General features: G+C 47.1%; 23 protein-coding genes and 3 tRNA genes. 12 read left to right on the top strand and 14 right to left on the bottom strand.

Annotated features, from left to right (window positions below):
* Positions 1-10 precede the first annotated feature (10 nt).
* The 4 genes from ribH (at position 11) to DK846_RS09675 (ending at position 2895) form a co-directional block, all read left to right on the top strand.
* The gene (gene ribH, locus DK846_RS09690; RefSeq protein WP_109968730.1) at positions 11-418 is read left to right on the top strand and encodes a 6,7-dimethyl-8-ribityllumazine synthase; all 408 of its coding nucleotides are present in this window, start codon (positions 11-13) and stop codon (positions 416-418) included.
* The gene (locus tag DK846_RS09685; RefSeq protein WP_109968729.1) at positions 415-1548 is read left to right on the top strand and encodes a pyridoxal phosphate-dependent aminotransferase; all 1134 of its coding nucleotides are present in this window, start codon (positions 415-417) and stop codon (positions 1546-1548) included. Before ribH ends, DK846_RS09685 begins: the two co-directional genes overlap by 4 nt.
* Before the next feature lie 192 nt (positions 1549-1740).
* Positions 1741-2616: a PEGA domain-containing protein gene (locus tag DK846_RS09680; RefSeq protein ID WP_109968728.1), complete on the top strand. Its 876-nt coding sequence runs from the start codon at positions 1741-1743 to the stop codon at positions 2614-2616.
* A gap of 9 nt (positions 2617-2625) precedes the next feature.
* Positions 2626-2895, top strand: coding sequence for a hypothetical protein (locus tag DK846_RS09675; protein ID WP_146201195.1), 270 nt, complete (start codon positions 2626-2628; stop codon positions 2893-2895).
* 15 nt (positions 2896-2910) lie between these two features.
* Here the strand turns inward: DK846_RS09675 and DK846_RS09670 are convergent.
* The 5 genes from DK846_RS09670 to DK846_RS09650 form a co-directional block, all read right to left on the bottom strand.
* Positions 2911-2982 (bottom strand) — tRNA-Ala (locus DK846_RS09670).
* A 16-nt stretch (positions 2983-2998) separates the two neighbouring features.
* Complete coding sequence (locus DK846_RS09665) at positions 2999-4012, bottom strand: transcription initiation factor IIB (RefSeq protein WP_109968726.1); 1014 nt, start codon at positions 4010-4012, stop codon at positions 2999-3001.
* Between the two features lie 15 nt (positions 4013-4027).
* A complete protein-coding gene (locus DK846_RS09660; protein WP_109968725.1) occupies positions 4028-4264 on the bottom strand; it encodes an H/ACA ribonucleoprotein complex subunit GAR1 in 237 nt (78 codons plus the stop codon).
* A 104-nt stretch (positions 4265-4368) separates the two neighbouring features.
* A complete protein-coding gene (locus DK846_RS09655; protein WP_109968724.1) occupies positions 4369-5010 on the bottom strand; it encodes a histidinol phosphate phosphatase domain-containing protein in 642 nt (213 codons plus the stop codon).
* Positions 5011-5304 carry a signal recognition particle subunit SRP19/SEC65 family protein gene (locus tag DK846_RS09650; protein WP_109968723.1) on the bottom strand — a complete coding sequence of 98 codons (294 nt, stop codon included), beginning with the start codon at positions 5302-5304 and terminating at the stop codon, positions 5011-5013. It abuts the gene before it with no gap.
* A 55-nt stretch (positions 5305-5359) separates the two neighbouring features.
* On the opposite strand from DK846_RS09650, the gene hypB reads away from it, so the two are divergent.
* From hypB to DK846_RS09635, 3 genes are all read left to right on the top strand, one after another.
* Positions 5360-6007, top strand: coding sequence for a hydrogenase nickel incorporation protein HypB (gene hypB, locus DK846_RS09645; protein WP_109968722.1), 648 nt, complete (start codon positions 5360-5362; stop codon positions 6005-6007).
* A 101-nt stretch (positions 6008-6108) separates the two neighbouring features.
* Complete coding sequence (locus tag DK846_RS09640; protein ID WP_109968721.1) at positions 6109-6486, top strand: 30S ribosomal protein S8e; 378 nt, start codon at positions 6109-6111, stop codon at positions 6484-6486.
* A gap of 238 nt (positions 6487-6724) precedes the next feature.
* The gene (locus DK846_RS09635) at positions 6725-7189 is read left to right on the top strand and encodes a DUF2240 family protein (protein ID WP_109968720.1); all 465 of its coding nucleotides are present in this window, start codon (positions 6725-6727) and stop codon (positions 7187-7189) included.
* A 4-nt stretch (positions 7190-7193) separates the two neighbouring features.
* Here the strand turns inward: DK846_RS09635 and DK846_RS09630 are convergent, their stop codons facing one another.
* Positions 7194-7601 (bottom strand): 30S ribosomal protein S6e, encoded by a 408-nt coding sequence (locus tag DK846_RS09630; protein ID WP_109968719.1) that lies wholly within the window; start codon positions 7599-7601, stop codon positions 7194-7196.
* Between the two features lie 135 nt (positions 7602-7736).
* Positions 7737-9551, bottom strand: coding sequence for a translation initiation factor IF-2 (gene infB, locus DK846_RS09625; protein WP_109968718.1), 1815 nt, complete (start codon positions 9549-9551; stop codon positions 7737-7739).
* 239 nt (positions 9552-9790) lie between these two features.
* Here infB and DK846_RS09620 point away from each other — a divergent pair.
* Positions 9791-9862, top strand: a tRNA-His gene (locus DK846_RS09620).
* Between the two features lie 65 nt (positions 9863-9927).
* On the opposite strand, the gene DK846_RS09615 is transcribed toward DK846_RS09620, so the two are convergent.
* From DK846_RS09615 to DK846_RS09600, 4 genes are all read right to left on the bottom strand, one after another.
* Entirely contained in the window at positions 9928-10548 is a 621-nt protein-coding gene (locus DK846_RS09615) for a TMEM175 family protein (RefSeq protein ID WP_109968717.1), read from the bottom strand.
* Between the two features lie 85 nt (positions 10549-10633).
* On the bottom strand, positions 10634-12013 hold the full coding sequence (locus DK846_RS09610) for an MBL fold metallo-hydrolase (protein ID WP_109968716.1): 1380 nt from the start codon (positions 12011-12013) through the stop codon (positions 10634-10636).
* A 27-nt stretch (positions 12014-12040) separates the two neighbouring features.
* Positions 12041-14374, bottom strand: coding sequence for a hypothetical protein (locus DK846_RS09605; RefSeq protein ID WP_109968715.1), 2334 nt, complete (start codon positions 14372-14374; stop codon positions 12041-12043).
* A 145-nt stretch (positions 14375-14519) separates the two neighbouring features.
* Positions 14520-14594, bottom strand: a tRNA-Met gene (locus DK846_RS09600).
* Between the two features lie 127 nt (positions 14595-14721).
* On the opposite strand from DK846_RS09600, the gene trxA reads away from it, so the two are divergent.
* The gene (trxA, locus tag DK846_RS09595; RefSeq protein ID WP_245926514.1) at positions 14722-15105 is read left to right on the top strand and encodes a thioredoxin; all 384 of its coding nucleotides are present in this window, start codon (positions 14722-14724) and stop codon (positions 15103-15105) included.
* A gap of 13 nt (positions 15106-15118) precedes the next feature.
* The gene (locus tag DK846_RS09590; RefSeq protein ID WP_109968713.1) at positions 15119-17233 is read left to right on the top strand and encodes a DEAD/DEAH box helicase; all 2115 of its coding nucleotides are present in this window, start codon (positions 15119-15121) and stop codon (positions 17231-17233) included.
* Here DK846_RS09590 and DK846_RS09585 read toward each other — a convergent pair.
* From DK846_RS09585 to DK846_RS18215, 3 genes are all read right to left on the bottom strand, one after another.
* On the bottom strand, positions 17223-18605 hold the full coding sequence (locus DK846_RS09585) for a S8 family peptidase (protein ID WP_109968712.1): 1383 nt from the start codon (positions 18603-18605) through the stop codon (positions 17223-17225). The genes DK846_RS09590 and DK846_RS09585 overlap by 11 nt on opposite strands.
* A gap of 160 nt (positions 18606-18765) precedes the next feature.
* Positions 18766-20328, bottom strand: a complete 1563-nt coding sequence (locus DK846_RS09580; protein ID WP_109968711.1) for a sodium:solute symporter family protein — start codon at positions 20326-20328, stop codon at positions 18766-18768.
* A gap of 4 nt (positions 20329-20332) precedes the next feature.
* Positions 20333-20449: a symporter small accessory protein gene (locus DK846_RS18215; protein ID WP_342769660.1), complete on the bottom strand. Its 117-nt coding sequence runs from the start codon at positions 20447-20449 to the stop codon at positions 20333-20335.
* Between the two features lie 325 nt (positions 20450-20774).
* Between DK846_RS18215 and DK846_RS09575 the strand changes: the two genes are divergently transcribed.
* Both DK846_RS09575 and lysS read left to right on the top strand, forming a co-directional pair.
* A complete protein-coding gene (locus DK846_RS09575; RefSeq protein WP_181391710.1) occupies positions 20775-22076 on the top strand; it encodes a PEGA domain-containing protein in 1302 nt (433 codons plus the stop codon).
* A gap of 232 nt (positions 22077-22308) precedes the next feature.
* Positions 22309-23835, top strand: a complete 1527-nt coding sequence (gene lysS, locus DK846_RS09570) for a lysine--tRNA ligase (protein WP_109968709.1) — start codon at positions 22309-22311, stop codon at positions 23833-23835.
* Positions 23836-23865 lie beyond the last annotated feature (30 nt).

Here is a 23865-nt window from a genome sequence, read left to right as displayed (position 1 = left end):
AGATTTAATAATGGCAATAAAACTGGGATTTGTGGTTGCGGAATTCAACCGAGACATCACCTACATGATGGAGATCGAGGCAGAGGAGCATGCAAAGTTTCTTGGAGCTGAGGTTGTCGAGCGTTTCTATGTTCCCGGGGCATATGACATGCCTCTTGCGATCAAGAAGATGCTCAAACAAAAGAATGTTGATGCTGTTGTCACTATAGGATGTGTGATCGAGGGATCAACTGAGCATGACGAGATCGTAGTCCAACATGCAGCACGTAAGATTATTGATCTCTCTCTCGAGTTCGAAAAGCCGGTAACCCTCGGTATATCCGGTCCGGGTATGACCCGGCTTGAAGCAAATGACCGTGTCGATTATGGTAAGCGGGCTGTTGAATCAGCCATCAAACTCGTTCAACGATTGGCATGAGATCATTCTCGTCAAAACTTGCAGCTATTGCCCCCTCAGCGACCATCGAGATCACTGATAAGGCTCGACGATTACAGGCATCAGGGGTCGATGTGATCAGTCTCTCTATTGGAGAGCCTGATTTCCCGACACCAGCCCACATCACCGCCGCCTGTATCGATGCACTTAACCGGGGAGAAACTCATTATGCCCCCGGAAAAGGGATCCCATCTCTTTTATCAGCGATTTCTGAAAAAATAGAGGCTGAAAACGGATTTTCATGTACAAATGATCAGGTCATTGTCACCTGCGGAGCAAAGGATGCGATCTATGAGGCATGCGAGGCGGTACTTAACCCCGGTGATGAGGCTGTTATTCTGGATCCTTCATGGGTGAGTTACGAACCATGTATCCAGATTGCCGGAGGAACCCCGGTTCATCACCCTCTTCATAAGAAAACTTTCCAGGTCGAAGACTCCCTTCTTGAGAAGATAAACAACAAGACCAGAATGATCATCGTCAACAGTCCGTCAAACCCGTCCGGATCGGTCTTAAACCGGGAATCTCTCAGGCTGGTCTCTGACATCTGTCAGGATCATGATCTTGTTGCCCTCTCTGATGAGATCTATGAAAAACTGGTATATGGGCAGATCCATTTTTCACTGGCAATGTTTCCAGGAATGGTAGATCGGACGATCACAATAAATGGGTTTTCAAAGGCATATGCGATGACCGGCTGGCGTCTTGGGTATGCGGTTGCTCCGAAGGAGATCCTCGGGTACATGAATAAGGTGCAACAGCATACAATCAGCCATCCGACAACCTTTGCGATGTTCGGTGCTGTAGCTGCCCTCAAAGGACCACAGCAGTGTATCAGTGAAATGAGAAACGAGTTTGAACGTCGCCGTGAATTTGTTCTTAACCGATTGATGGATATGGGAATTGGGTATGCCCCGGCAGAAGGTGCTTTTTATGCCTACCTCAAAGTCGATGGAGATGATGCATCAATTGCAAACCGCTGGCTGGAAGAGGCCCATGTTGCAGTGACCCCAGGAGTCGCGTTTAATACACCCGGATGGATCAGGCTCAGTTATGCAGCCTCAATGGATACACTTGCAGAAGCAATGAACCGCATCGAAAAGGTTGTATAACCTCTGATTCTATCCTCTTTATATCTCATCGGTCAGAATCTGATTATCTATCATCCAAAAATGAATTTTTATGAACTTATGTCAGGTTGAAGTGCAGATACCCTGCGTGCTATCCGTTTGCCCCATGTTATATGGTTTTTTCAGCCCGGGATTACACGAAAATACTTATTCAATGCATGCTGATCCCATGATATGAAAAATCCCCGTTTGATGGTCCTCCTGTTCATTACCCTTCTGCTGCTCCTGCTCCCTGCCGGGGCTATGGGTTCTGTCAGAGTGGATGCTGATCTGCCGGGGGTGGCAATATTCGTGGACGGATCATATATCGGGACTACTCCTCAGAATCTCTCAGATGTACAGGTTGGTGAGCATAAGATCGCTGCAACAGTCACCGGACACCAGGCTCAGAGCAGAAATATCACCTTTCCATTGAATGGATCAGACCAGATCATCTTCACCTTCGGCTCTTCAACTCAGAAGTATGTGCCCGGGATGATCAGGATCCGTGACTGTGTGGGAACGCCTGAAATGACTGGTCTGCTTGGATCTTCAATAACAGTGGCAACACTCCCCGATGGCAACCTTATGGCATATTATTCTGGAATAGGAGAAGGTGTCAGGTGTGCAGGATCAGCCGATGGGTCAGAGTGGCATGAATTCCCTGATGGATGCCTGCTCCCTTCTGATGAGAGTAATGCCTCTTCTCCATTCTCAAGTCCATGGGTGTTTTCCACTTCTGATGGTGGATACCGGATGATCTATGGGATCAATGATGAGAATGGTCCTTCACTGTACAGTGCCCGGTCCAAAGATGGTTTCAGGTTCACTCCGGAAGGAAAGGTGAAACTCTCCCAGGTCCCTGATCAGGACATGAAAGGACAGTACTCGATTCCTTCCGGGCTTCGGATGGCTGATGGAAAACTCAGGATGTACTATGCTGTATCTGAAGGAGCCATCAGGAGTGCTGTATCAGGTGATGATGGGAAGACCTGGATGAACGATGAAGGGTATCGTCTGGAATCAGCAACGGATCCAACAGTGGCACTCCTTCAAAATGGGACGTACTGACTCTTTTATGTGGATCTATCTGTAGGGGCTAAAGGACAGCGACTGATGCTGGCCACCTCGTCTGATGGACTCACATTTTCTCATTCTATAAATGAACCGATCCTTGAGAGTGAGCAGAAAGGTGTATGGATCCTGGATCCTGAAATTCACAAAAGCAGTTCAGGAACATGGAATCTCTACTATAGCCTGATGGGAGTTCCTGGAGAAGCAGGTATCAAGGTTCCAGTCATCATGCGGTCTGTTATCGACCCTGACTGTCTGTTATCTAATAAAACCTGATAATCACTTTTTTTATGGACCCGGCGGGATTTGAACCCGCGGCCTCTACGTTGCGAACGTAGCGATCTACCCCTGATCTACGAGCCCCAAGAAAAAGAGGATTTTAGAGGATGATCTCAATATCTAACTTTTCTGCCAGTTCCTTATACCGGTTTCTGATCGTAACTTCTGTTACGCCTGCTACCTCAGCAACCTCACGCTGGGTCCGGCGTTCACCGCCAAGAATGGAAGATATGTATATTGCTGCGGCTGCGACGCCAGTCGGTCCGCGCCCGGATGTGAGTTCACGCTCTCCGGCCTGTCTGAGGATTTCTACAGCCCTGCTCTGAACCTCTCCTTTCAACTGGAGACCTGAACAGAACCTTGGCACGTAGTCGATTGGTGAGGTTGGGAGGAGTTTAAGCCCGAGTTCACGTGAGATGAATCTGTATGTTCTTCCGATCTCTTTTCGGGATACACGTGACACCTCTGCAATCTCATCAAGGGTTCGTGGAACACTGCATTGCCTGCAAGCTGCGTAGAGGGCTGCTGCTGCGACACCCTCAATACTTCTTCCCCTGATCAGATTCTTGTCAACTGCATCTCGGTATACCACTGCAGCAGTCTCACGAACGTTACGTGGAAGACCAAGGGCAGAGGCCATACGGTCCAGTTCAGAGAGTGCAAATGCAAGGTTACGCTCTGTTGCGTTGCTGACCCTGATTCTCCGCTGCCACTTTCTGAGACGGTACAGTTGTGCACGGTTCTTGGATGAGATAGCACGACCGTAACTGTCACGGTTACGCCAGTCAATCATAGTCGAGAGACCCTTGTCGTGGATTGTAAAGGTCATCGGAGCACCGACACGGGACCTCTTCATACGCTGGTCATGATCGAATGCACGCCATTCAGGGCCACGATCAATGAACTCAGCATCAAGGACGAGACCGCACTGCTGACACACAAGTTCTGCACGCTCGTAATCGTGAACCAGTTGCCTGCTTCCACACTCAGGACATTGCGTCTCGGTCTGGTTCTCGACCCTCTTCTGTTTCTCGGCAACCTTTCCGACGAGACGGTTTTTCAGAGCTTCCCTCTCTTTCTGAAGCGTCCGGAGTTTTTCTATCTCTTCTGACATCTCTCTCTCCTGATTTTATTTTATAAACACTTTCTCACCGATCAGCTTCTCCCGATCCTGAATGGTACAGAGAACAGCTGCATACGGGGATGATATATTTCCGAATATCTCTACGAGTTTTCCAACCGGCTTCCACCGTTTGTCCAGTACATGACTGTACAGACGGGGAAGTTTGGCAGCATCACACTCGACGATGAGCATATGGCTCCCTGAACTACATTTTACCCGACCAATCGCGCGAACCACATGCATCACCTGAAAAAATTAATCCCCCCACCGGAGATTGACTAAGCAACGTATATATGTGCGGTTGGCCCGTATTTATACTTTAGGTGAATGTTTAAAAAAGAGTGCTATCAGCGGTAAAACCGGTTTGTTTTTAAGGTCAGTATCTCTTCAGCACGCCCTGATGGGACACCTGCTCCCCTGATCACAAGTTCCCTGGTATGATCATTCATAAGATCGCCGGGTGCATGAGCGTCAGAATCCACAACCAGATTGCATCCAGTCTCACTGGCGACTAAGGCTACATGTCCATTGGTCCGGTTGTGTCCTCCCCGTGCTGTTATCTCAAGGAAGATCTCTCTCTCAGAAGCCTCCTGAGCCTCTTCTCTCGTAATGAGCCCGGGATGAGCAAGGACATCAACATACTCACAGGTACAGGCCTGCATATTTGTTCCGGGTGCTACTGGTTCAACCACGGTTTCACCATGAACAACAACGATATCAGCACCTTCATCTTTTGCCAGCTTTGCAAGGCGGTGAATCTCAATCGGGGGAACATGGGTTATTTCCACGCCGGTCAGAAGCCTGATCCCATACTCCTCGGCAGAGCTTCTGACCCTTTCGATGGCAGCAATAATATGGCTGATATTGCTCATGTCCGCATGATCGGTTATACCAACAGTGTCGTAGCCTAGAACTGACATTCTCCTGATGAGTTCGCAGGGAAGGAGTTCACCATCTGAGAGGATGGTATGGGTATGTAGATCGTACATCTATTTTCTGGGTGGAGTTTTTGGTGATATTTTTTTGAGTTCTGATGCTACTTTAGAGAGCAGTTCTGTTTTTGGGCCTTCACACTCAGCTATGACCCTTCCTTCATGTTTCCACCACCAGGATGGATGAGATTTCTTCTCTCTGCGGTACTTCACTCCGCATGACGCTAGTGCTCTTTCAATATCCGGGGTTGCAGGTGCAAAAACTGCCTGCTCCTTGGGAACCCTGCGCCCCTCTTTGCGCATGAGTTTAGCGTCAAAATAGCAGGGATAAAGTATTAGTCCCTTCTCCATTCTTAACGATCTTTGAACTGAACCTATAAACAACCAGCGGGCAAGACCTAACTGTATGCATCATATCGACGTCTCGATTGAGAAGGATATCTTCTCATCCAACCGGCGGATTGCAGATGAGAATGCCGCTCATCTGAAAAAGCACAAGGTCAGGGCGTTTGATCTACTTGGCGGGATTGGATCAGGAAAGACTGCTCTTATTGAGCAACTGGTCCCCCGTCTTGCAAATAAAAACCTGAAAGCGGCTGCAATAGCCGGAGATGTATACGGAGATGATGATTTCCGCAGGATCACTTCTCTTGGGATCCCTGCTGAAAATGTAAATACCGGGAAAGAATGCCATCTTGATGCTCATATGGTGGAACATGCCCTGCACCACCTGCCTCTTGATGCGGTTGATATCCTCTTTGTGGAGAATGTCGGAAACATGGTCTGTCCCACAGACTTTGAACTTGGTGCTGAAAAACGGATAGTCGTGGTTTCATCAACCGAAGGCGATGATGTGGTTAACAAGCATCCGATGATGTTTCGTGGTTGCACAATAGGGGTTTTGAACAAGGTAGATCTGGCTGAAGCAGTTGGTGCTGATCTTGAACGTATGGAACGCGATATGCACCGGTATAATCCGTCAATGAAGGTTTTCAGAACTAATATGAAGACTGGTGATGGAGTAGATGCCCTCCTTGATGAAATCCTCTCATAAAAGGGACTATATACCTGCGCGGGTGATAGATATAGGACTCTGTGGCGTAAGAAGGACTCCCACAACCAAAACAGCGTCACCAATATCAGAGGGAAGATAACATGCAATGGCAAGGAAGATCGGTTCGTAAATCTACTGGTGGAAGATATCATCCGGCGTGCGGAAAGAGACGCAGGGAGATTGGGTCAGCACCGACAGAAACTCACGTCGGTGCAGAGAAGCGCAAGGTAAGCCGGACTTTTGGAGGAAACCAGAAGATCCGTGCACTTCGTGCAGAGTTTGCTGCAGTCAGCAACCCGAAGACTGGAGAGACCAAGAAGGTCAAGATCGATAATGTTGAAAAGAACACTGCCAACCCGAACTATGTACGACGAAACCTTCTGACTAAGGGTGCAATCATCAGTACCAGTGCAGGAAAGGCACGTATTGTCAGCCGTCCGGGACAGCACGGCGTAATCAACGCTGTTCTGATCGAATAATCTTTTTTTGAGTTGTCAGTTTTGGTCCTGGTTTTTCTAATCAGGGATTCTGAAAGAGCGACAATTAAAGTGCAAGGCACTATATTTGCGATAATCGAAGTGAAACGGAGATTGTGTTTCAAGACCTGCCACCCATAGTACTGAGTAATTACAATCTCAATTGTTCAAATGTGCATCATGCTATTAAGGCTACAAGAGAACCTGTGCAGTAATATCAGGGGATAATTCAGGGATCCAGATGACGCTTAAAACAACACTTGCCGCGCCATTCTATCACAGCCGTGCAGAAAAACTTGGCAGAAGTGAATTGATCTACTATTACTCCTTCGATCGAAGATGGATGGACCGGGATCAGGTTGATCTGCTACTCAGACGAGGGCTCGATCAGGGCCTTATCAGAACAGACGGTGAATTTTTCTATCTTCTCTTCGATCCTGCAGAAGTACAGATCCCAATTGGATACAAACCGTCATCTGCGATTTTTGAAGTTGCGGATCCTGTCTCCCAGCTAATGGATCGGATTGTTTCAAGCAGTGGGATGAGTCAGGAGGAGGTTGCGAGCCGTATGAATGAGCTGATCAGGGATCGGTTTGACGGAAAGCTAAGACCCGGAGCTGCACTGGTAATTCTTGCCAAAGAGTTTGAGACACCTTATGCTGATCTTGTCCCAGTGTTAAGATCAGATCTGATGAAAAAAGAATAAAGTATTAGTTCCCACCCTCGGCAGGTGCCTCTGCCGGGGCGAAGTAAGATGCAAGTGGCTTGGAACCTTCTTTTGCCACAACCGCGTTTATCTGGACAAAGTCTGCGGTGATCTCTGATCCACGGACCATCTTCCTGCGACGCTCACCCTCGAGTTTTGGGTGGAATCCAACACCGCCACTTACCAGGACACGGCGTCTTCCTGCGATTGGAAGGCTCTTTCTGGCAGGTGTGCCGTTACGGTCTGATGCACCGGTGACACGGATCTTGTATCCTTCAAATCCAAGTGCTGTTCCATCGATCTCTTCACCGATACGCTTTCCCATGAAGGACCCGGCCGCACCACCGGTTGCATCGATGTTGTATGCTTTACCTGTTGCCGGGTCAGAGAGTACTACTTTAAAGTCAACCATATTATCAGTATTTTTTGTTTAGTCAGCAGCTGTCAGAGTCTCTGAAAGAGACTATATCATTGGCACGTGTAAATTTCCCATCACTCAGCTGAGCCGAGCAGTCTCCGTATATATCTGCAGACGATCTTTATAAGTCTACTTTCCCCAGAATGGATTCTCTTTCCGGTAAAGCCTGGTGAACTCATCAAGAACTTCTCTGGCATCGATCGTAAGGTGCGACATCATTTCGGCTTCAAGCACTTTTACATGCCGTTCAGGAATATTGATGAGTAACTCATCGTTGACATCAAACTGTCTACCCACAGTTGCTCCGTCTATCGAGATTGCAACCTCATCTCCTGCCTTTGCCTCCTGGATATTTTCTTTACGGAGCTGGATAGTTTTAAGCTGACCAACCTTTTTTCCATCCTTTCGGATAAGATTAACGCCGTTTCTGAGTTTGCCTGAAAGGATTCTGACTCCAACAACTGCCGGATTGTTTTGTCTGAACACGCAGTCAGGAAGTACAACCATCTTTGCCGGAAAGATGATCTGCTCAAAACGTTTCTGATCCAGGTGACGTTTCATATCGTCACGCCACTCTAGGAATGACTCAAGCACATGGTAGATGACATTGCCTTTGAACAATTCGACCATCTCCGCATAGATCGGTTCGTTCAGAAGGTCCTGGGCATCGGGAAGGACTTGAGTATTGAATGCGATGATTGAACGATAATAAGGTGTTTTTATCGTTTCGGCCTCGATTACGTCATGTCGTGTGACCGGTCCGACCTCTGCCCTCATCACCGGGATCTCCGCTGTAGTAAGCTCTTTACAGAGTGCTTCGAGTGCACCGATGGTGTCTGCCTTGATAATAAGGCCTTCAGGAGAGAGTGTTACGTTGATCTCTGTCATCTCTCTCTCGATGCTCTCTCTTACCTCGTTCTCATTGCCATCAATGACCTTGACTGGAGATCCGGCGATGACCTGATCAAGACCTGGTGCGCTCACTTTAACACCGGCTGCTGCAGCAACGGACTTGGCACGGGAAAAACGGTCTTCGATAAGGATCTCTTTAAGCGGTCGTGGCTGAAGGAGTGACCTGACTTTGGTTGTGATCACCCCGGTACTTGATGCAACTGCTATCTCATCACCCACAGATATGGTTCCGTCAAAGAGGATCACGTCTATCGTTGCCCCGAGTCCTTTCTCCTCTTTTACTTCAAGCACAGTTCCTGATCCAGGTCCATCCACGGCCAGAGTGAGTGACTCCTCCATGTATCGCTGTGCAAGCCCGATAAGCACCATCAGCAGATCTGCAATCCCTTCGCCTGTATGCGCGCTAACCGGGACTATCGCAAGAGTCCGTGCAAAATCGTCTACCCGGTCAAACCGTTCTGACGAAAATCCGTGTTCTGCCAGGGAGCCCACAATCTCATAGGTCTTCTTCTCTACAAGATCGATAACTCTCTGGTTTTGTTTGGCGAAACTAGAGAGAAATGTCTCGCTTGGAAATGACCGCCATCCTGATATCCGGTCAACCTTTGTGGCAGCCATCACAAACGGAGTTTTGCATCCTCTAAGGATCTGCAGAGCTTCAATAGTCTGCGGCTTGAATCCATCAGTTATGTCAACCACGACAATTGCCAAGTCTGCAAGAGCTCCTCCCCGTGCCCGAAGTGTGGTAAATGAGTGATGTCCTGGCGTATCGATGAAGAGAAGACCCGGGATGTTGAACTTCAGGTTCTTATTTACTCCTCCCATTGCTAGAATTGTCTCGATCGGAACAACGGTTGCCCCGATATGCTGGGTGATTGCGCCAGCTTCGCCTGATACTACTGATGAACCCCGGATCCTGTCAAGGAGTGAGGTCTTCCCATGGTCTACGTGACCTAACACACAGACAATTGGGGTACGGATCTTTGGATTATCACTACTACTCTGACTCTTTTTATCAGACTTCTTTGCCATCGCTGCACCCCCGTTCGAGGGCCCCCATCTTCTGGCACCAGAAAATTCCCAGAAGTAATATTATTCAGGTATGGTAATTGGGGGCTGAATGACTATACATGAGAGGTGCTCTCTAATAATGATTCACAAGGGAAGAGAAGAGAGAGGAAGGATCTATTTTCTTAAGCATGGGGTATTGTCATCTTGTCAGTGATGGATAGATTCAAGTGAATAAACTGTTAACATATATGGTGCATTCTGCCTGGGTGGGGTAATGGTTATCCTAAGGGATTGTGGTTCCCTCGATCTGGGTTCGATTCCCGGTCCAGGCCTACGGGTCAACGAATAACCCTCACTTTTTTGGAATTTTTGAATCCGCGTAAAAAATGGTTTCGGTTTATTCCTTTTCGATTCTGTATTGAGCTATGTATCCGATTGGAAATAGCAAAGCCCAGCAATACAGGGTATACACCGGTTTAATATATGAAAGGAATATTGAGAATGTAAATATGACTGGATTGATGTAATTCTCAATGATTGTATTTCTGATATAATCATAGGGAACATTTGAATCAATGAGCCGGTAATTGGTTGATGCATAGTGCCACATGATGCTGGCCAGATAACCTGGGGCTGCGTATCCGATTGCAGCTATGATCACCGCGATCTGAATACTGCTGTGTTCATTGATAACCTTGGTGATGAAGGGCATCAACACGATGAAGAGGAGAAAGAACATATTCAGCCTGATAAGGATATCATCGTATCTTTTGATAAACCGGAATATCCGGTGATGTTTTGTCCAGTAGGCCCACGTTATCAGAAATGTCAGAAGGAAATAAAGAAACTTGGGAATCTCTCCCATCAAATCCTCTGAAAACTGGAGTGAATTCATCCCGGTGAGATCAGGCACAATCAGATCAGCCGCAAGAAGTGTCAAAGAAAACGCAAAGATAGCATCGCTGATATTAATAATTCGTTCAAGACCTTTCTCCTCGTAGTATTCTGATCGTTTCATATCTGATCCCTATATAAAATACTGAATTGATCCATTAGTGAATCCACGCGGTCTGCAATAATCCCTGCGAAATAAATCTGAAAGACTATGTCAAACGTTGGTTAAACCCTGCCGCGATCCAGCCCGTGTACCCGCCGGCTACGTTCACGATATTGTGGTGTCCAGCCCGTTTTAGTATACTGCAGGCCATCCCTGCCCTGACTCCTGATCCACAGATTACAACAACAAGGCCAGAGTCATTGATTTCACTATGTCTCGTACGGAGATCAGGCCACGGAATGTTGATAGACCCTGGGATATGATATCCAGCATACTCGACTGGTTCTCTAACATCAAGGATCAGAAGTTCAGGTTCATTATCCATAAGGGACGCAAGTTCATGGACTGATATTATCCTCACATTATCTGTTTTCAATCCTGATTGTACCCAGTCCTGAATTCCCCCTGAGAGATACCCTGATATGGAATCAATCCCTGTCCGATGCATCATCACTACTGCATCGGCGACCTGCTCCGGGTTATAGCCGACAAGAATCAGGTTTATGTCGGGTCTGACAATCCATCCCGCGTTCGTGGAAAAATTGACTTCAGAATCAATGTTCAGGCTCGCAGGGATATGAAATCCCCCAAATGCATCATACCTGCGAATATCAACCACCTCAACGGCTCCTGACTCAATCATCAACCTGACTTCAGTGGCACTAAGTCCCTTAAGATCAGGTAATTCTGCAAGTAGAACCGGACCTCTCTGGTTAATTTCCGTGCATCTGTGAAAATGATCAGGAGCAGGTGGCATATCATTGGTAAGGCTTAAAACAAAGGATTCCCGGTCTGGAATAGCAAGAGCCGGGTTTGCAATCTTCTCATACCCGATGGTGCTTGTTCTTTTCGTTCCGAGAGACCGTCCACAAAATGATCCTGCAGCATGAGCAGGATAAACCTCGCAATAGTCAGGCAGTGTCATAAGTTCCTTATGCAGGCTTGTGAATAACTCTGACGCAAGTTCCTGGGACCTTCCGGGGAAGAGATCTGGTCTGCCTACATCACCGACAAAGAGGGTATCTCCACAAAATACAGCAACAGGGCTATCAGATCGACTCTGGTGAATGAGTACGTAGGATATATGTTCAGGTGTATGTCCCGGTGTTTCTCTCACCTCAATCCTCATATCCTCTATTGTGATGACTGATCCATGGTGTACTGGAATATGAGGGAAGAGGGCATGAGCCCGCTCAGGCATATAGATGGGAGCACCAGTCTTATCAGCAATATCCAGGTGTCCTGATATGAAATCAGCATGAAGATGTGTCTCCAAAATCCCTGTAATCTTCATCCCTTCCTGCCGGGCTGCATTCAGGTACTGATCTGGATCACGGGAGGGATCGATGATCAGGCATGAACCGGTTCCACCAATTAGGTATGAACTATGGGAAATACCCGGGATGAAGAATTGTCTGATGATCATAGGGATAGGATATAGGTAAAATTGCTTTCATCGTATTTGAAAACCTGTATTCTGTATATCAAATGTCCCGTCAGTTTTCATACGCTGCCTGATCTCCGAGCAATCTTTGGGAGATATTCCGTACAGGATATTTATTAGATAATCCATCTCCTCCTGTGTGGTTGTTATCTGCCGCTCTATTCTGTTTATATCATGCCATGCATGGCATATCTCTCTCCTTTTTCCAAGCATCTCAAGTCGGGATGCAGTAACCCCGATCCGTTCAGAAATCAATTTTTCTTCTGGAGAATAATGGTCAATCACCCTGACTGGAAGATTCCTGATAAGGTTCATCAGATCAGGGGAAACAATGGATCTGCGAATACTGGTCTTGAAGTACCACCTGGCAATAGAAGAGTGAAGAAGTGCAACAAGATATGGATCATCTCCTGGTATGATGACCTCAGCATTGGGTTCCGGGGTTTTACCCCTGCCAACGAAAAGATCTGATCCCTTCCATGTCAGTGATATCCAGAAATCCGCTCTGTTTCTGATCTGATAACCCGCAATTCCATAATATAATTCATCAAACAGGTACTCGCTGAGAGTCATTGTTCCATGAGAGAGCCGTTCCATCATTGTAGTCTCCCAGGGATCATGCAGACTCCACCCGTCATCTTTATGGTGATATTCTGGAAAAATCTGGTATTTTCTGATTCCTGAAATCGGTTCTGACATTCCGGTGGGAAACCTGAACACGGTGTGAGTCTTCTCAGGAACCGAATGAAGGATCACCGCAGAAAGACAATCTGCATCTCCTTTACCGTGCTCGTCTTCTGGTACAACTATGGTGACTCCTGAAGTGTGCGCAATCCATTGTCTGAATCCCCGGTATGATGACTCTGAAAGCCAGTTTTTTCTGAGAAAGATGATTGCCCTGCCATCTGGTGCCAGCATCTCCCTGGCAAGCTCAGTATACAATGCCCCCCGATCTGTTCCTCCTGTATATGAGAAAAAACGCCTTGTGAGATAACGGGCAATCTCCGGAGGACCTCCCGGACTTTTTCCTTCTGGACATGAGATGATAAGAGAAAAGGGTTTCCTTTGCGCAAATTCTTTTACAGGAAGGGGATGGAGGTGGCGGAGGATTGGATATCCCTCCTGAACCGACGCAAACTCTTCATACGCTCTCTCATCATACAAGGGAGAACCTGTCCTGATCTGTCTGTCTAAAGAAAGGAATGGATACCAGAGGGGAGTTCTGATAAGAGAAGGATCAGTACACTCACCGCTCAGGATCCACGAGGCAATCACGAACCTGATCATGGCAACGTAGATTGGAGATGCATCGTTAGCGTGTACCATATCTCCAGCAGCGATGAGGCGACCAGTGATGGTATCTCTTCCATCTTTGTTTAGGACAATCCGGATTCTCCTGAGCATTGTGGCGACAATCTCACCACACCCGCCAGCGGGATCCCAGAATGATCCTACCAGACTCTCATCCCTGGAAAGAGCCCCGGCTATCAGTTTACCTACACCTGACTTCAGGACTGCTCTACACCCTTCCTGCTCGTCTTCATCCGATGAAGCCTTTTTCTTATGTGGTTCCCTCGGGAGAGAAGTGAGATACATGGCAAACGCTGATGACCAGTCTTCAGGACTGATCCACGAGAGCCTTATGTTTTTTAGATCCTTAACCGGTAAACTAGCGAGCCGATTTACTTCATTTGTGGTTTCCTCATCCAGAATTCTAGTCCTGATATCATAGGAATCCAGAACTGGGACTGTAGATGCGAATGAACTGAGAGCATCCATGAGAGATCCATACTCCGTTCTTTCCCCTCTTTCGCAGGATTGAAAAATCCTTGTCAGTATGACTCGGTTTATCAGGGTCTGGATTGTAAGTTCGCGGGTTGATCCAGGAGTTTCACCATCCTTTCGGTAAAGCCAACTACTCAGGTCTTTCCTGATCTCTATGAGATGCCTACTTAACGCTTCAGCCTGATTTTTGAATTGGATCTTTTCTGTATGAAGAGATTCATCTGATAATCCGGGAGGTTTGCAGAGATTAATGAGCCCGAAAAAATCTGCATCTGTATCATCAGAAAAAAAAACATGTCCTCCAGAGGGAGAGATCAGAACTGCCGCAGATGCCCCCGAACTACTGGAATGGGCAAAAATATCTGATATTATATCTTCACTTGGATGTGAGGGAATAGAAAAAAGTGTAACTGTATGCAGGGCACCGATTTGAAGAACGTTGCATTTCACTCCGGCACTGAAGGCAGGACCTTTCTCCAGGGTTCGTGAATATGAAATAATTTTGGCTGATGACTTTTTTTCTATCCGTGCTGTCCATTCTTCGACATCCAGATTCATATGCTCATCACAGGAATCCGCTCACTTTGGATTGAATCAGAAGATTGATGACCGATTTATTTAGATTTGAATAAAGAGCATATGCGAAAACAAGCACAAGGACACTACTTCTTGAAAAGTAAAGTGAATACATCAGAGAACAGAATAGCGAGGGATGGATTTGAACCATCGGTCTTCGGGTTATGAGCCCGACGGGATATCCTGACTACCCCACCTCGCTTAATGAGGACTACAATGTTAGTGCCAGATCTATATATATATTCCCCTAATTATGCTAGAAAGATTATTGCTGGATCTGACAACTAGTTGGTATGGATGATGAACTCAAGGAGATAAGGGAGCGAAAAATGGAGGAGCTCAGAAAACGGTTCGATCCTCCTGCATCCGCGGGAGATGGCCCACATAGTGGTATCCTTGTTCTGAACGAACAGAATTTTAACGATACTGTGAACCAATATCCCCGGCTAATTGTGGACTTCTGGGCACCCTGGTGCGGCCCGTGCCGGATGCTCGCGCCAGTGATCGAAGACCTGTCAGGTGAGTTTGCTGGGAAAGTACAGTTTGCAAAATGCAACACTGATGAGAACCAGCATATTGCCTACCAGTTTGGGATCAGTGCAATACCGACGCTCTTCTTCTTCATGAACGGTCAGGTAATAAACCAGATTGCAGGGGTTCTTCCACGACCACAGCTTGAACAGCAGATCAAAGTCGCGTTCAATATAGTGTAATCCGGTCCGGGTAATGACTGTTGACTCGATTTTTTTTCAGCTTCATCCCTCACTGAAACAGGTTATCAGTCATACCCTGCAATGGAAGGATCTCACGGGGATTCAGGAACTCGCATACAAACCGATCTGTACTGGTGATGATATCCTCCTTACTGCCAGAACGGCAGGAGGAAAGAGTGAGGCAGCGTTTATCCCGGTTTTGGATATGATCTTAAACCGGCATCCAGATCTACCGGTCTGTTTGTACATCTCTCCTCTTAAGGCCCTCATCATCGACATGGCTGTCCGACTTGACCATATGCTTACTCCACTCCATCTCTCTGTTCTCCAGATTCATGGTGATCTCCCTGGGTCCAAAATTCCGGTTTCTGATACTCCTGCGATAATTCTTACAACACCTGAAAGCCTGACCATTCTTCTGAAGGGTCTTTCTGGTTCCCTCCTTGTAGAGAGGATCAGAGTCTGCATTATTGACGAGGTTCACTCACTCGCATCTTCTGAGCGGGGAAGCCAGCTCATGGCATCCCTATCCAAAATGGAACAGAAGTCGGGCCTTTCAGTTCAGCGAATTGGTTTATCTGCAACCATCGGAAACCCGGATGAGGTCCTATCTTGGATAAGTAGGAGGGGTACTGGTTCGCAGGTGATCATGGCAGAACATGAAACCCTTCTTCGTGAGTTTACATTTCTGTGTGGGTGGGATGGTTCAGAGAACACCCGGATTCTGCCCCTGATCAAGGGAAAACGCTCACTCATATTCGCAGGAAGCAGGGGGGAAGCCGAGATTCTCTCAAGTCTGTTTGAAGGAACCGGTCTTGAGGTTTTTGTGCACCACTCATCACTTTCACCAGCAACTCGAAGTGAGGCTGAACAGGCATTTAGTAAGGGAAAATCCGGAACTATCATCTGTACAGGAACACTCGAACTGGGAATTGACATCGGAGCACTTGACCTGGTGGTTCACTCTGGTCCCGTATTCAGTGTCTCTTCATTTCTCCAGCGCCTGGGGAGGGTTGGGAGGAGAGGCAACTGTGCCCAGATGGTTTTTATACTGAGGGATCCTGGAGAGACCGTCTTGGTTGCTGCCGCAATATCTTCAGCTGCTTTAGATCTTGTGGAGAATGTCCGGATAATCAGATACCCATACCGGGTTCTGGTTCAACAGATCATCATCACTCTTCTCTCAAAGTGGAGAGTCTCTATGGAGACTTTGATCAGAAGTGTATCCGGATGTAACTGGTGTCAGAGGATCTCTGATGAGCGGATAAGGCTCATCATTTCATCGCTGATCAGCGAGGGGTACATTCTTCCTGATCAGGAATTTTGTATGCCCGGCCCAAAACTCGAGGCATGGGCAGGTCAGCAACATGGTTCCCTGTTCTCGGTAATCGGTGATGGAAAAATCTGTAAGGTGAGATCGTCTGGAGGGGATCTTATAGGGACAATATCATCCAGGAGTGCTGATCGCTGCAGGACAGGCTCTTTCAGACTGGGTGGTATATCATGGGTTACAACAGGAGTTCATTCAGAAAAGGATGGTATTCAGGCCACTCCTATTAAGTCTCCAGCAGATCCCCCTGTCTTTGGGGGAACCTTTCAGGGAACGAGTTTTCTCCTGATGCAGCAGGTAGCAAAAATCGCAAGAAATGGACTTTTAGATCTTCCGTTTCCTGATCTAGTTCGGGATAGAGTCAATGATTTTGTGTCATCTCTTCCACAGGGAGTAGGACCCGATTCTATTGTGGTGCGTAGTGAGGGGGATTGTATGAGTATATATTCATTCCTCGGTGATGAATGGAACAGGATACTCTGCCATTACCTGAAAGAGGCATGTAGGAATGAAAATTTCAGAGTTCTTACAGCAGGTTCTGACGGTATATCTATCCGGCTCTCATCCCCGGATATCACCTCTGGCTGGATTATGGAAAGACTAGGCATGGAAAACGTGGATCTAAATATCCCACCTGAGTGGATCTGGCATTTCCTGGAAACTGACAAACCCTTCACTTGTTTCCTTCCAGGGGAATGTCTGAAAGAGATGCTCGTTTATGACGAGCTCAAACTTGATGACCTTCTCCTGGAGATGGGATCACGCAGGATAATCCTGGCTCCCAGCATTATGATTTGAGGATCGCTTCGCTTGTGTTGTAGGCAGGTTTGTTTTTGTCAAAGAGCAACCGGTAAGACCGTTCTGCATTGAGCAGTCCGTACCCGTAAATCTCATCCCATCCGGGAGCACCCAGATCATCGGCACTCTGGTAGATCACCTGCTTCAGTTCGTCACGGGAAACATCAGGAAAAGCACTCCAAAGCTGGGCTATGACTCCTGCAACATGTGGTGCAGCAGCACTTGTTCCCGGGAATGGATTTGGAAAATTCCCTGCACCACTGACATTGACATTGGTTGGGGCACAAATATCTGGCTTCCAGCGTTTAGTCGAAACAGGATACCTGATGGTCACAGGCCCATGAGATGAATCCGGTGATATAGTAAAGGGGGGAACCGGTTCTACAGATCCGACTGTTACAACATCTTCGACTGCTGCATGGCCAAATATCGAGTCCGTGGGATCTTTCATGAATGCATTATCAACCCCTTTCGCATCAACACCCCTGATGAACAGTTCAAGAATGTTGGGAGTTGCGGTCTGTCCGTTTCTAACAATCTGAAGAGATACCTTCTCCGAGTTTGGTCCTGAAGGGTCGTAAACGAGATGTTCAAAGGGATCGGTGGTTCCGTTCTGTGTGAAGTTGCTGGTTGCTAGCACTGCTCCTGTTCTTGGATCAGTGAGTATCAGATCATAGTCCGTGAATGAATTGCCCCAGGGATCATCCCACTGGAGCGTAGCAATCACCCGTTCATCAGGAAGAAGGGTGATATTCACTGCACAGGCTCCTCCTGCAAAATCCTGTAATGTCTGGTTTTTTCCGTATGATAACCCGGTCTTCCAGGGTCCCTGATAATGGAGTGGGGCAAAGTTTCCGGCCACTGTCACGTAGATCAGACGTGGATTTGCCTTGAGGACGGATCTGATATAATCAGCAACATCCCCGTCCTGTAGGAATGGCTGGCGGAAGAAGTAGAGATCATCGCAGATGACATTGCACCCTGCGTTTACAAGGGTTGTCACTGCGGTTTTGAATGTGTCTGAGCTGCTGCCATATGCGTAAAAATAGAGTTCTGCATCAGGAGCGATGTCGTGGATAATCTCGAGCATTGCCGTCCCTTCGTCACCAGTTCCTTCAGAAAGGACATGCACTGCAGAAAGTTCCCCGGTTTTTTGAGAGATATTGATGGATTGCGCACCGTTAGCAATCACCCCAACCTTGATTCCTTTCCCTGCCACACCAAAGGTTTCCCGTATCCCGTTACTTCTCACAAGGATATCTCCCTGGGTTTTGTGTTCATCGATATTAGTGGCTATGGTTGTATCTTCGGGTGAATGGTTCGTAGGTTGAGGAAGGGATCCAGCAGTTACACTACCTGTCAAATAGAGCACGAGCAGAACAAGAACTAATATTGTGCTCTTCGATTTTATTGCAATCCCACCTTAGTATACGAAATAGATCTGAACTTGACACCAACTGCTATTGTATGACTGATTACGGGTCATTCGTTAATATATTTCTCGGATAAACAAAAAAAGAGTATGAGCCTTTTCAGCATGAATTCTGTCGTATTTGCACACGTTCCCTGAACTGGAAGAGTATCATGACTATAAAGGAAAGAGGCAGTGCAAACACGAGGGGATCGATGACAGACCAGGGGAGCCCGAGGATCGTCTGCACTCCTGTGAGGACCTGGGAAATCCCAAGTGTTTTAGCTTCTGCTGTATGTACAAACGCAGTCCAGAAGAACCAGGTAAGAGCCCCTATAACCATACTCCAGATAGCTCCGGCACGGGAAGGGTGGTGCGAATAGACCCCTACAGCGAAGGCGGGAAGAAATGCTGAGGCGCAAAGTCCCATGAACATTGCTGTAGCCCTGGCGATAATCCCCTCAGGCATTAACAGGGCGAGGATTACACTCAAAATCATCATGATCAGGCATCCAATCTGATTTGCCCTGACTGAAAGAGCGCAGGTCTTTCCCCGACCCCAGATATCACATACAAGGGCGGTTCCCATGGTGTGGTACAAGGCCGAGAGCGTGGACATGGCTGCTGAAAGGAGCGTGAGCATGAATATGATCACGAACAACTCGGGCATTGCCTGGTTAATGTACACCGGTATGATAGAGTCGATATTTCCTCCGGCAGCGTCCACTGCTATCTTTCCGGTATGTTGTAGGAAATAGACGTTGGTGAGAGCACCGACGGTAAAGGCAACTCCAGTCATCATCAGGATGAATGGCCCGCCTACAAGAACAGCCCTGTTAAGTGCACGGTTGTCCTTTGCGGTCATGAACCTGACAACCAGCTGGGGCTGGGCCAGGACACCAATTCCCACTCCCAGAACAAGTGTAGTTATCAGAGTGAACCAGATAGGCGAACCGATATTAGGCATTGATGCCCATCCAGTCATTCCCTGGGCCGTTAGTGATGCAGGGACAAGGTTAGACATTGCATCAAGGGCTGAATTTGCAGTAGTGATTCCACCTAAGTAAACATAGGTAAGCACCAGGAGCAATGTCATCCCGACAAACATGATACCTCCCTGGAATGCGTCGGTGTACATGACTGCGATGAGTCCTCCGTACATTACATATATCGCAACCACTGCTGCAAAGACAATAAGTGAAGAGGTATAGGAGATGTTGAGGGTTGATTCCAGGAATCTGGCTCCACCGATCAGAACTGCTGCAGTGTAGAGTGGCATGCCGATAAGGATTATCAGGCCAGAGAGAAATTGCAGTCCCGGACTTTGAAAGATCTTTCCCATGAGATCGGGAAAGGTGACTGCACCAGTTTCCACCCCTTTCTCCCGTGTTTTCTTTCCGAATATCACAAATGCGAGAAGAATACCAATTCCAATATTGAATACAGTCAGCCAGATGAGGCCCATTCCGAGATTTGCAGCAACACCTCCAAACCCTACGATTGCAGAAGTTGAGATGAACGTTGCACCATACGAAAGTGCGATGATAACCGGATGGGTATCTCTGCCTGCAAGTAAGTAATCTTCCGCATGGTTGGTTTTTCTATATCCTATATATCCGAGAATAAGGGTAATCCCAACATAAACCAGAACAATGGCCAGAGTGACAATCGGATCTGTTGGCATTTATTTATCCTCCCCTGTTCCAGTTTATCAGTCCATACACGATACAGGCGAGAGCGAATCCTATAGATAGGACATAACCGGCAATAATCGTCGGATCAGAGATTCCACATATAGTTAACATAATTATCGAAGACCTACGGTAACCTGTCTGCGTTGTCAGTACCTGGGGACTGGAAAATTCCAGCCCCCTATCTAAACACGAAGAAAAATGAGGGTGATAAGAATCCGCTGTTAGGACTTGTACAGATTCGCATCAGTTTACCGGTACAGTATCTGTTCTTCATGATATATGAATTGTAATTGCAATGGTGCATTATCATCAATTATCTGCACCATATCAGATCCTCTCCTTCTGTTTTTTGAATCAGCCAGCATTCCTCATCGGAAAAATGTAACCGATATTTTTTCAGGTACAACCTGATAACCTTACCGTTATGATGAGGGAGATGTTCCCACTAGGGAGATCTGTATACCTTCTGGCAATCGTTTTCATAATTTTCCTGACTCCAGTATCAGCTCAGCAGACCCAAATGGGATATTTCGAGGTTAAATCCAATCCGCAAGGTGCAGATGTTATAGTCAATGGAGCATTTGCCGGTGAGACTCCGGTGATAGTTCCTGTTTCTGCCATGACTACCAATGCAACGATGATCAGGGTCATGATACAGGGTTTCCAGATATGGGAACAGACCTATAATCAGACTGTTCAGTCAGGTGGAATGATCCCGGTAATGGCAGTACTAGTTCCGGTTGCAACCACAGGCACGTTGGAAGTGAGTTCATCCCCTTCTGGTGCGATGGTAACAGTTGACAACGGAAATGGGCAGATGGCTCCCTGGACCTATCATAATCTGCCGACTGGAACTCATCTGATCTCGCTGGTTATGATGGGGTATGAACCCTTTGTCAGAACCGTTGAGATTCATCCTGGGGAGACTGCCAAGGTTGCAGCGAACTTGACCATCCGCACTGGTTCAGGGACATTTGAAATCAGTTCAGATCCCGGTGGGGCCATGGCGTATGTAGATGGTGTGTATGCAGGAACAACCAATCTTGTTGTAGGAAATATTCCCCCCGGTCGGCATGAAGTTAAAGTTAGTCGTGCCGGATATGATGACTATCTTGAATGGGTGTCAGTTCAGAATCAGGTGATAACCCCTGTGTATGCCTCTCTACATCCGGCGAGTGGTGCATCGGGAGGCTTTATTGTTGTAACCACCGAACCTCCGGGCGCCACTGTGTTTCTTGATGATCAATACCAGGGACTGACTGAAACAGGAAGACCTCTTGAGATCTCTAATGTCTCTCCGGGAAGTCATAGAATATATATCACAAGTAGGAATTACGAAGATTTTGAAGCCATGGTTATGGCCACTGCAGGAGTAATTACTCCGGTGACAGTACAGATGGATCCAAGCCCTATGCCACAGGCATGCGGCCTCGTGATGGTGAGTTCAGATCCTGCAGGTGCTGATATCATTGTTGATGGGCAACTGAAAGGAACAACTCCTGCTACAGTTGAAGCCGTCTGTTCAGCAAAGCATACCTACTCAATAAAACTTGATGGATATCAGGAATATAATTCGTCTTTTGAAGTCATACCAGGACAGGTGCTTCAGATAAATACTGCACTAACCTCTGACACCAAAGCTGCAGGAACGACGTCTAATGGGGTACCCTGGCCTTCCCCCATTCTGATCGTTTTAACACTTGCGATTATAGGTTTTTATTACGTCAGGAAGATCTGACCTTTTTTTATTTTCTTGTTCTTACACGTATCTGTTTTTTCCCAGGGACTCAAAACCCTCCTCTTTTTACGAAGGTTATTTCCGGCCTGCCCTTGATAATTTAAGCGAATATTGCGGTATTGCTGAATATAAACAGGTCATAACCGTCGGGGCTTGCACTAGTCAGCCCCTCCCCCGTCCCGGATAGACTGTCAGCAACTAGGGCAAACCAGGGGGAGGAGATACATCAACCATGTCATTTGATAATCCAGCGTTACAGTTCGACGAGCAGCGTCTCGCAAAAAGAAGTCTTCTTGAGGATCAAGGAGTCCCTCTCTATCCTCCAACATTTAAGAGAACCCACACGATTGCCGATATTAGGGAAGCATTCGATTCGGCAACCCACGACCCCTCCCCTGAACAGGTAAAGACTGCAGGCAGGATCTACATTGTCCGTGATCACGGCAAGACCTTTTTCTGCGATCTTGGGGATGAATCTGGAAGAATCCAACTTTATATCAGAAAAGATTCACTCCCTGAAGGGAAGTTTGCAGTGTTTAAATCAGGGGTTGAGCGTGGTGATATTGTTGGAGTCACGGGACGAGTGTTTAGAACCAAGGTTGGCGAAATCACTCTCTGGGTTGATGATTTTGAACTCCTAACCAAGGCACTCTGTTCACTGCCTGAAAAGTTTCATGGTCTGACGAATCTGGAAAAACGATATCGACAGCGATACCTGGATCTGATCGTCAATGAGGAGAGCAGGGAGACGTTCAGGACCCGGAGCAGGATCCTATCCGAGCTTAGAAATAACTTGATTTCACGCGGATTTTTGGAATTTGAGACTCCGACTCTTCAACCGATCTATGGTGGTGCAAATGCCAGGCCGTTTACAACCTACCACAACTACCTTGAGCAGAAGCTGTACATGCGGATTGCTCCTGAACTCTATCTGAAGCGGCTAGTAGTCGGAGGATTTGAGAAGGTATTTGAAATAGCCAAGAACTTCAGGAATGAGGATATTGACACCAGTCACAACCCTGAATTCTCAATGGTGGAGATCTATCAGGCATATGCTGATTATAGAGATATGATGAGCCTGACTGAAGAGATAATATCCGGTATTGTTAAGGAAGTGACTGGCGGATATGAGGTCACCTATGAAGGACAGACCCTAAATTTTTCATCTCCCTGGAACTCAATGCCGATGGACGAGGCAGTGAAGACCATTGGTGGAGTTGACATCTTTGAATATACACTTGAAGAACTCAAGGAGAAAGGACAAACTCTCGGGGTGGAAGGAATAGAGGCTGTTTGCAGCCACCGCGAGGCCCTTCCTCTTTTCTTTGAGACTCTGGTTGAAGAGAAACTGATTCAGCCAACATTTATCATTGATTTCCCAATCGAGAACTCTCCCCTTGCAAAGGTGCATAGGGAAAAGCAAGGGTATGTGGAGCGGTTCGAACTCTTTATCGCTGGAATGGAACTTGCAAATGGGTTCTCGGAATTGAATGATCCTCTGGATCAACTTGAACGGTTTGAAGCCCAGGAAGAGAAACGCCGTCTTGGCGACGAAGAAGCCCAAATGCATGACTACGATTTTGTGAATGCACTTGGGTATGGCATGCCCCCGACAGGTGGTGTGGGTATTGGAATTGACCGTCTGGTTATGCTCAGTACCAGTAACACCTCGATCAAGGAGGTCATCCTCTTCCCTTCTATGAGAAGGGAAGTAACCTCAGATGAAGAGGAGAGTGTTACAGGGAAGGATAACCAATAGGCGCATTTCCCGAATTTATACGTATTTTTG

This window comes from Methanospirillum lacunae (genome assembly GCF_003173355.1).
GTDB classification, from domain to species: Archaea; Halobacteriota; Methanomicrobia; order Methanomicrobiales; family Methanospirillaceae; genus Methanospirillum; species Methanospirillum lacunae.
This window is presented reverse-complemented; position numbering and strand designations above follow the sequence as displayed.

What these genes read in the sequence shown, in the direction of transcription:
- DK846_RS09575 (WP_181391710.1), top strand. Translation starts at nt 20,775, where the DNA reads ATGTTCCCACTAGGGAGATCTGTATACCTTCTGGCAATCGTTTTCATA.
- DK846_RS09665 (WP_109968726.1), bottom strand. Translation starts at nt 4,012, where the DNA reads ATGTCAGAAGAGATAGAAAAACTCCGGACGCTTCAGAAAGAGAGGGAA.
- DK846_RS09685 (WP_109968729.1), top strand. Translation starts at nt 415, where the DNA reads ATGAGATCATTCTCGTCAAAACTTGCAGCTATTGCCCCCTCAGCGACC.
- trxA (WP_245926514.1), top strand. Translation starts at nt 14,722, where the DNA reads ATGGAGGAGCTCAGAAAACGGTTCGATCCTCCTGCATCCGCGGGAGAT.
- DK846_RS09610 (WP_109968716.1), bottom strand. Translation starts at nt 12,013, where the DNA reads ATGATCATCAGACAATTCTTCATCCCGGGTATTTCCCATAGTTCATAC.
- DK846_RS09615 (WP_109968717.1), bottom strand. Translation starts at nt 10,548, where the DNA reads ATGAAACGATCAGAATACTACGAGGAGAAAGGTCTTGAACGAATTATT.
- DK846_RS09590 (WP_109968713.1), top strand. Translation starts at nt 15,119, where the DNA reads ATGACTGTTGACTCGATTTTTTTTCAGCTTCATCCCTCACTGAAACAG.
- DK846_RS09635 (WP_109968720.1), top strand. Translation starts at nt 6,725, where the DNA reads ATGACGCTTAAAACAACACTTGCCGCGCCATTCTATCACAGCCGTGCA.
- DK846_RS18215 (WP_342769660.1), bottom strand. Translation starts at nt 20,449, where the DNA reads ATGTTAACTATATGTGGAATCTCTGATCCGACGATTATTGCCGGTTAT.
- DK846_RS09650 (WP_109968723.1), bottom strand. Translation starts at nt 5,304, where the DNA reads ATGGAGAAGGGACTAATACTTTATCCCTGCTATTTTGACGCTAAACTC.
- infB (WP_109968718.1), bottom strand. Translation starts at nt 9,551, where the DNA reads ATGGCAAAGAAGTCTGATAAAAAGAGTCAGAGTAGTAGTGATAATCCA.
- DK846_RS09640 (WP_109968721.1), top strand. Translation starts at nt 6,109, where the DNA reads ATGCAATGGCAAGGAAGATCGGTTCGTAAATCTACTGGTGGAAGATAT.
- ribH (WP_109968730.1), top strand. Translation starts at nt 11, where the DNA reads ATGGCAATAAAACTGGGATTTGTGGTTGCGGAATTCAACCGAGACATC.
- hypB (WP_109968722.1), top strand. Translation starts at nt 5,360, where the DNA reads ATGCATCATATCGACGTCTCGATTGAGAAGGATATCTTCTCATCCAAC.
- DK846_RS09680 (WP_109968728.1), top strand. Translation starts at nt 1,741, where the DNA reads ATGAAAAATCCCCGTTTGATGGTCCTCCTGTTCATTACCCTTCTGCTG.
- DK846_RS09630 (WP_109968719.1), bottom strand. Translation starts at nt 7,601, where the DNA reads ATGGTTGACTTTAAAGTAGTACTCTCTGACCCGGCAACAGGTAAAGCA.
- DK846_RS09655 (WP_109968724.1), bottom strand. Translation starts at nt 5,010, where the DNA reads ATGTACGATCTACATACCCATACCATCCTCTCAGATGGTGAACTCCTT.
- DK846_RS09660 (WP_109968725.1), bottom strand. Translation starts at nt 4,264, where the DNA reads ATGCATGTGGTTCGCGCGATTGGTCGGGTAAAATGTAGTTCAGGGAGC.
- lysS (WP_109968709.1), top strand. Translation starts at nt 22,309, where the DNA reads ATGTCATTTGATAATCCAGCGTTACAGTTCGACGAGCAGCGTCTCGCA.
- DK846_RS09605 (WP_109968715.1), bottom strand. Translation starts at nt 14,374, where the DNA reads ATGAATCTGGATGTCGAAGAATGGACAGCACGGATAGAAAAAAAGTCA.
- DK846_RS09580 (WP_109968711.1), bottom strand. Translation starts at nt 20,328, where the DNA reads ATGCCAACAGATCCGATTGTCACTCTGGCCATTGTTCTGGTTTATGTT.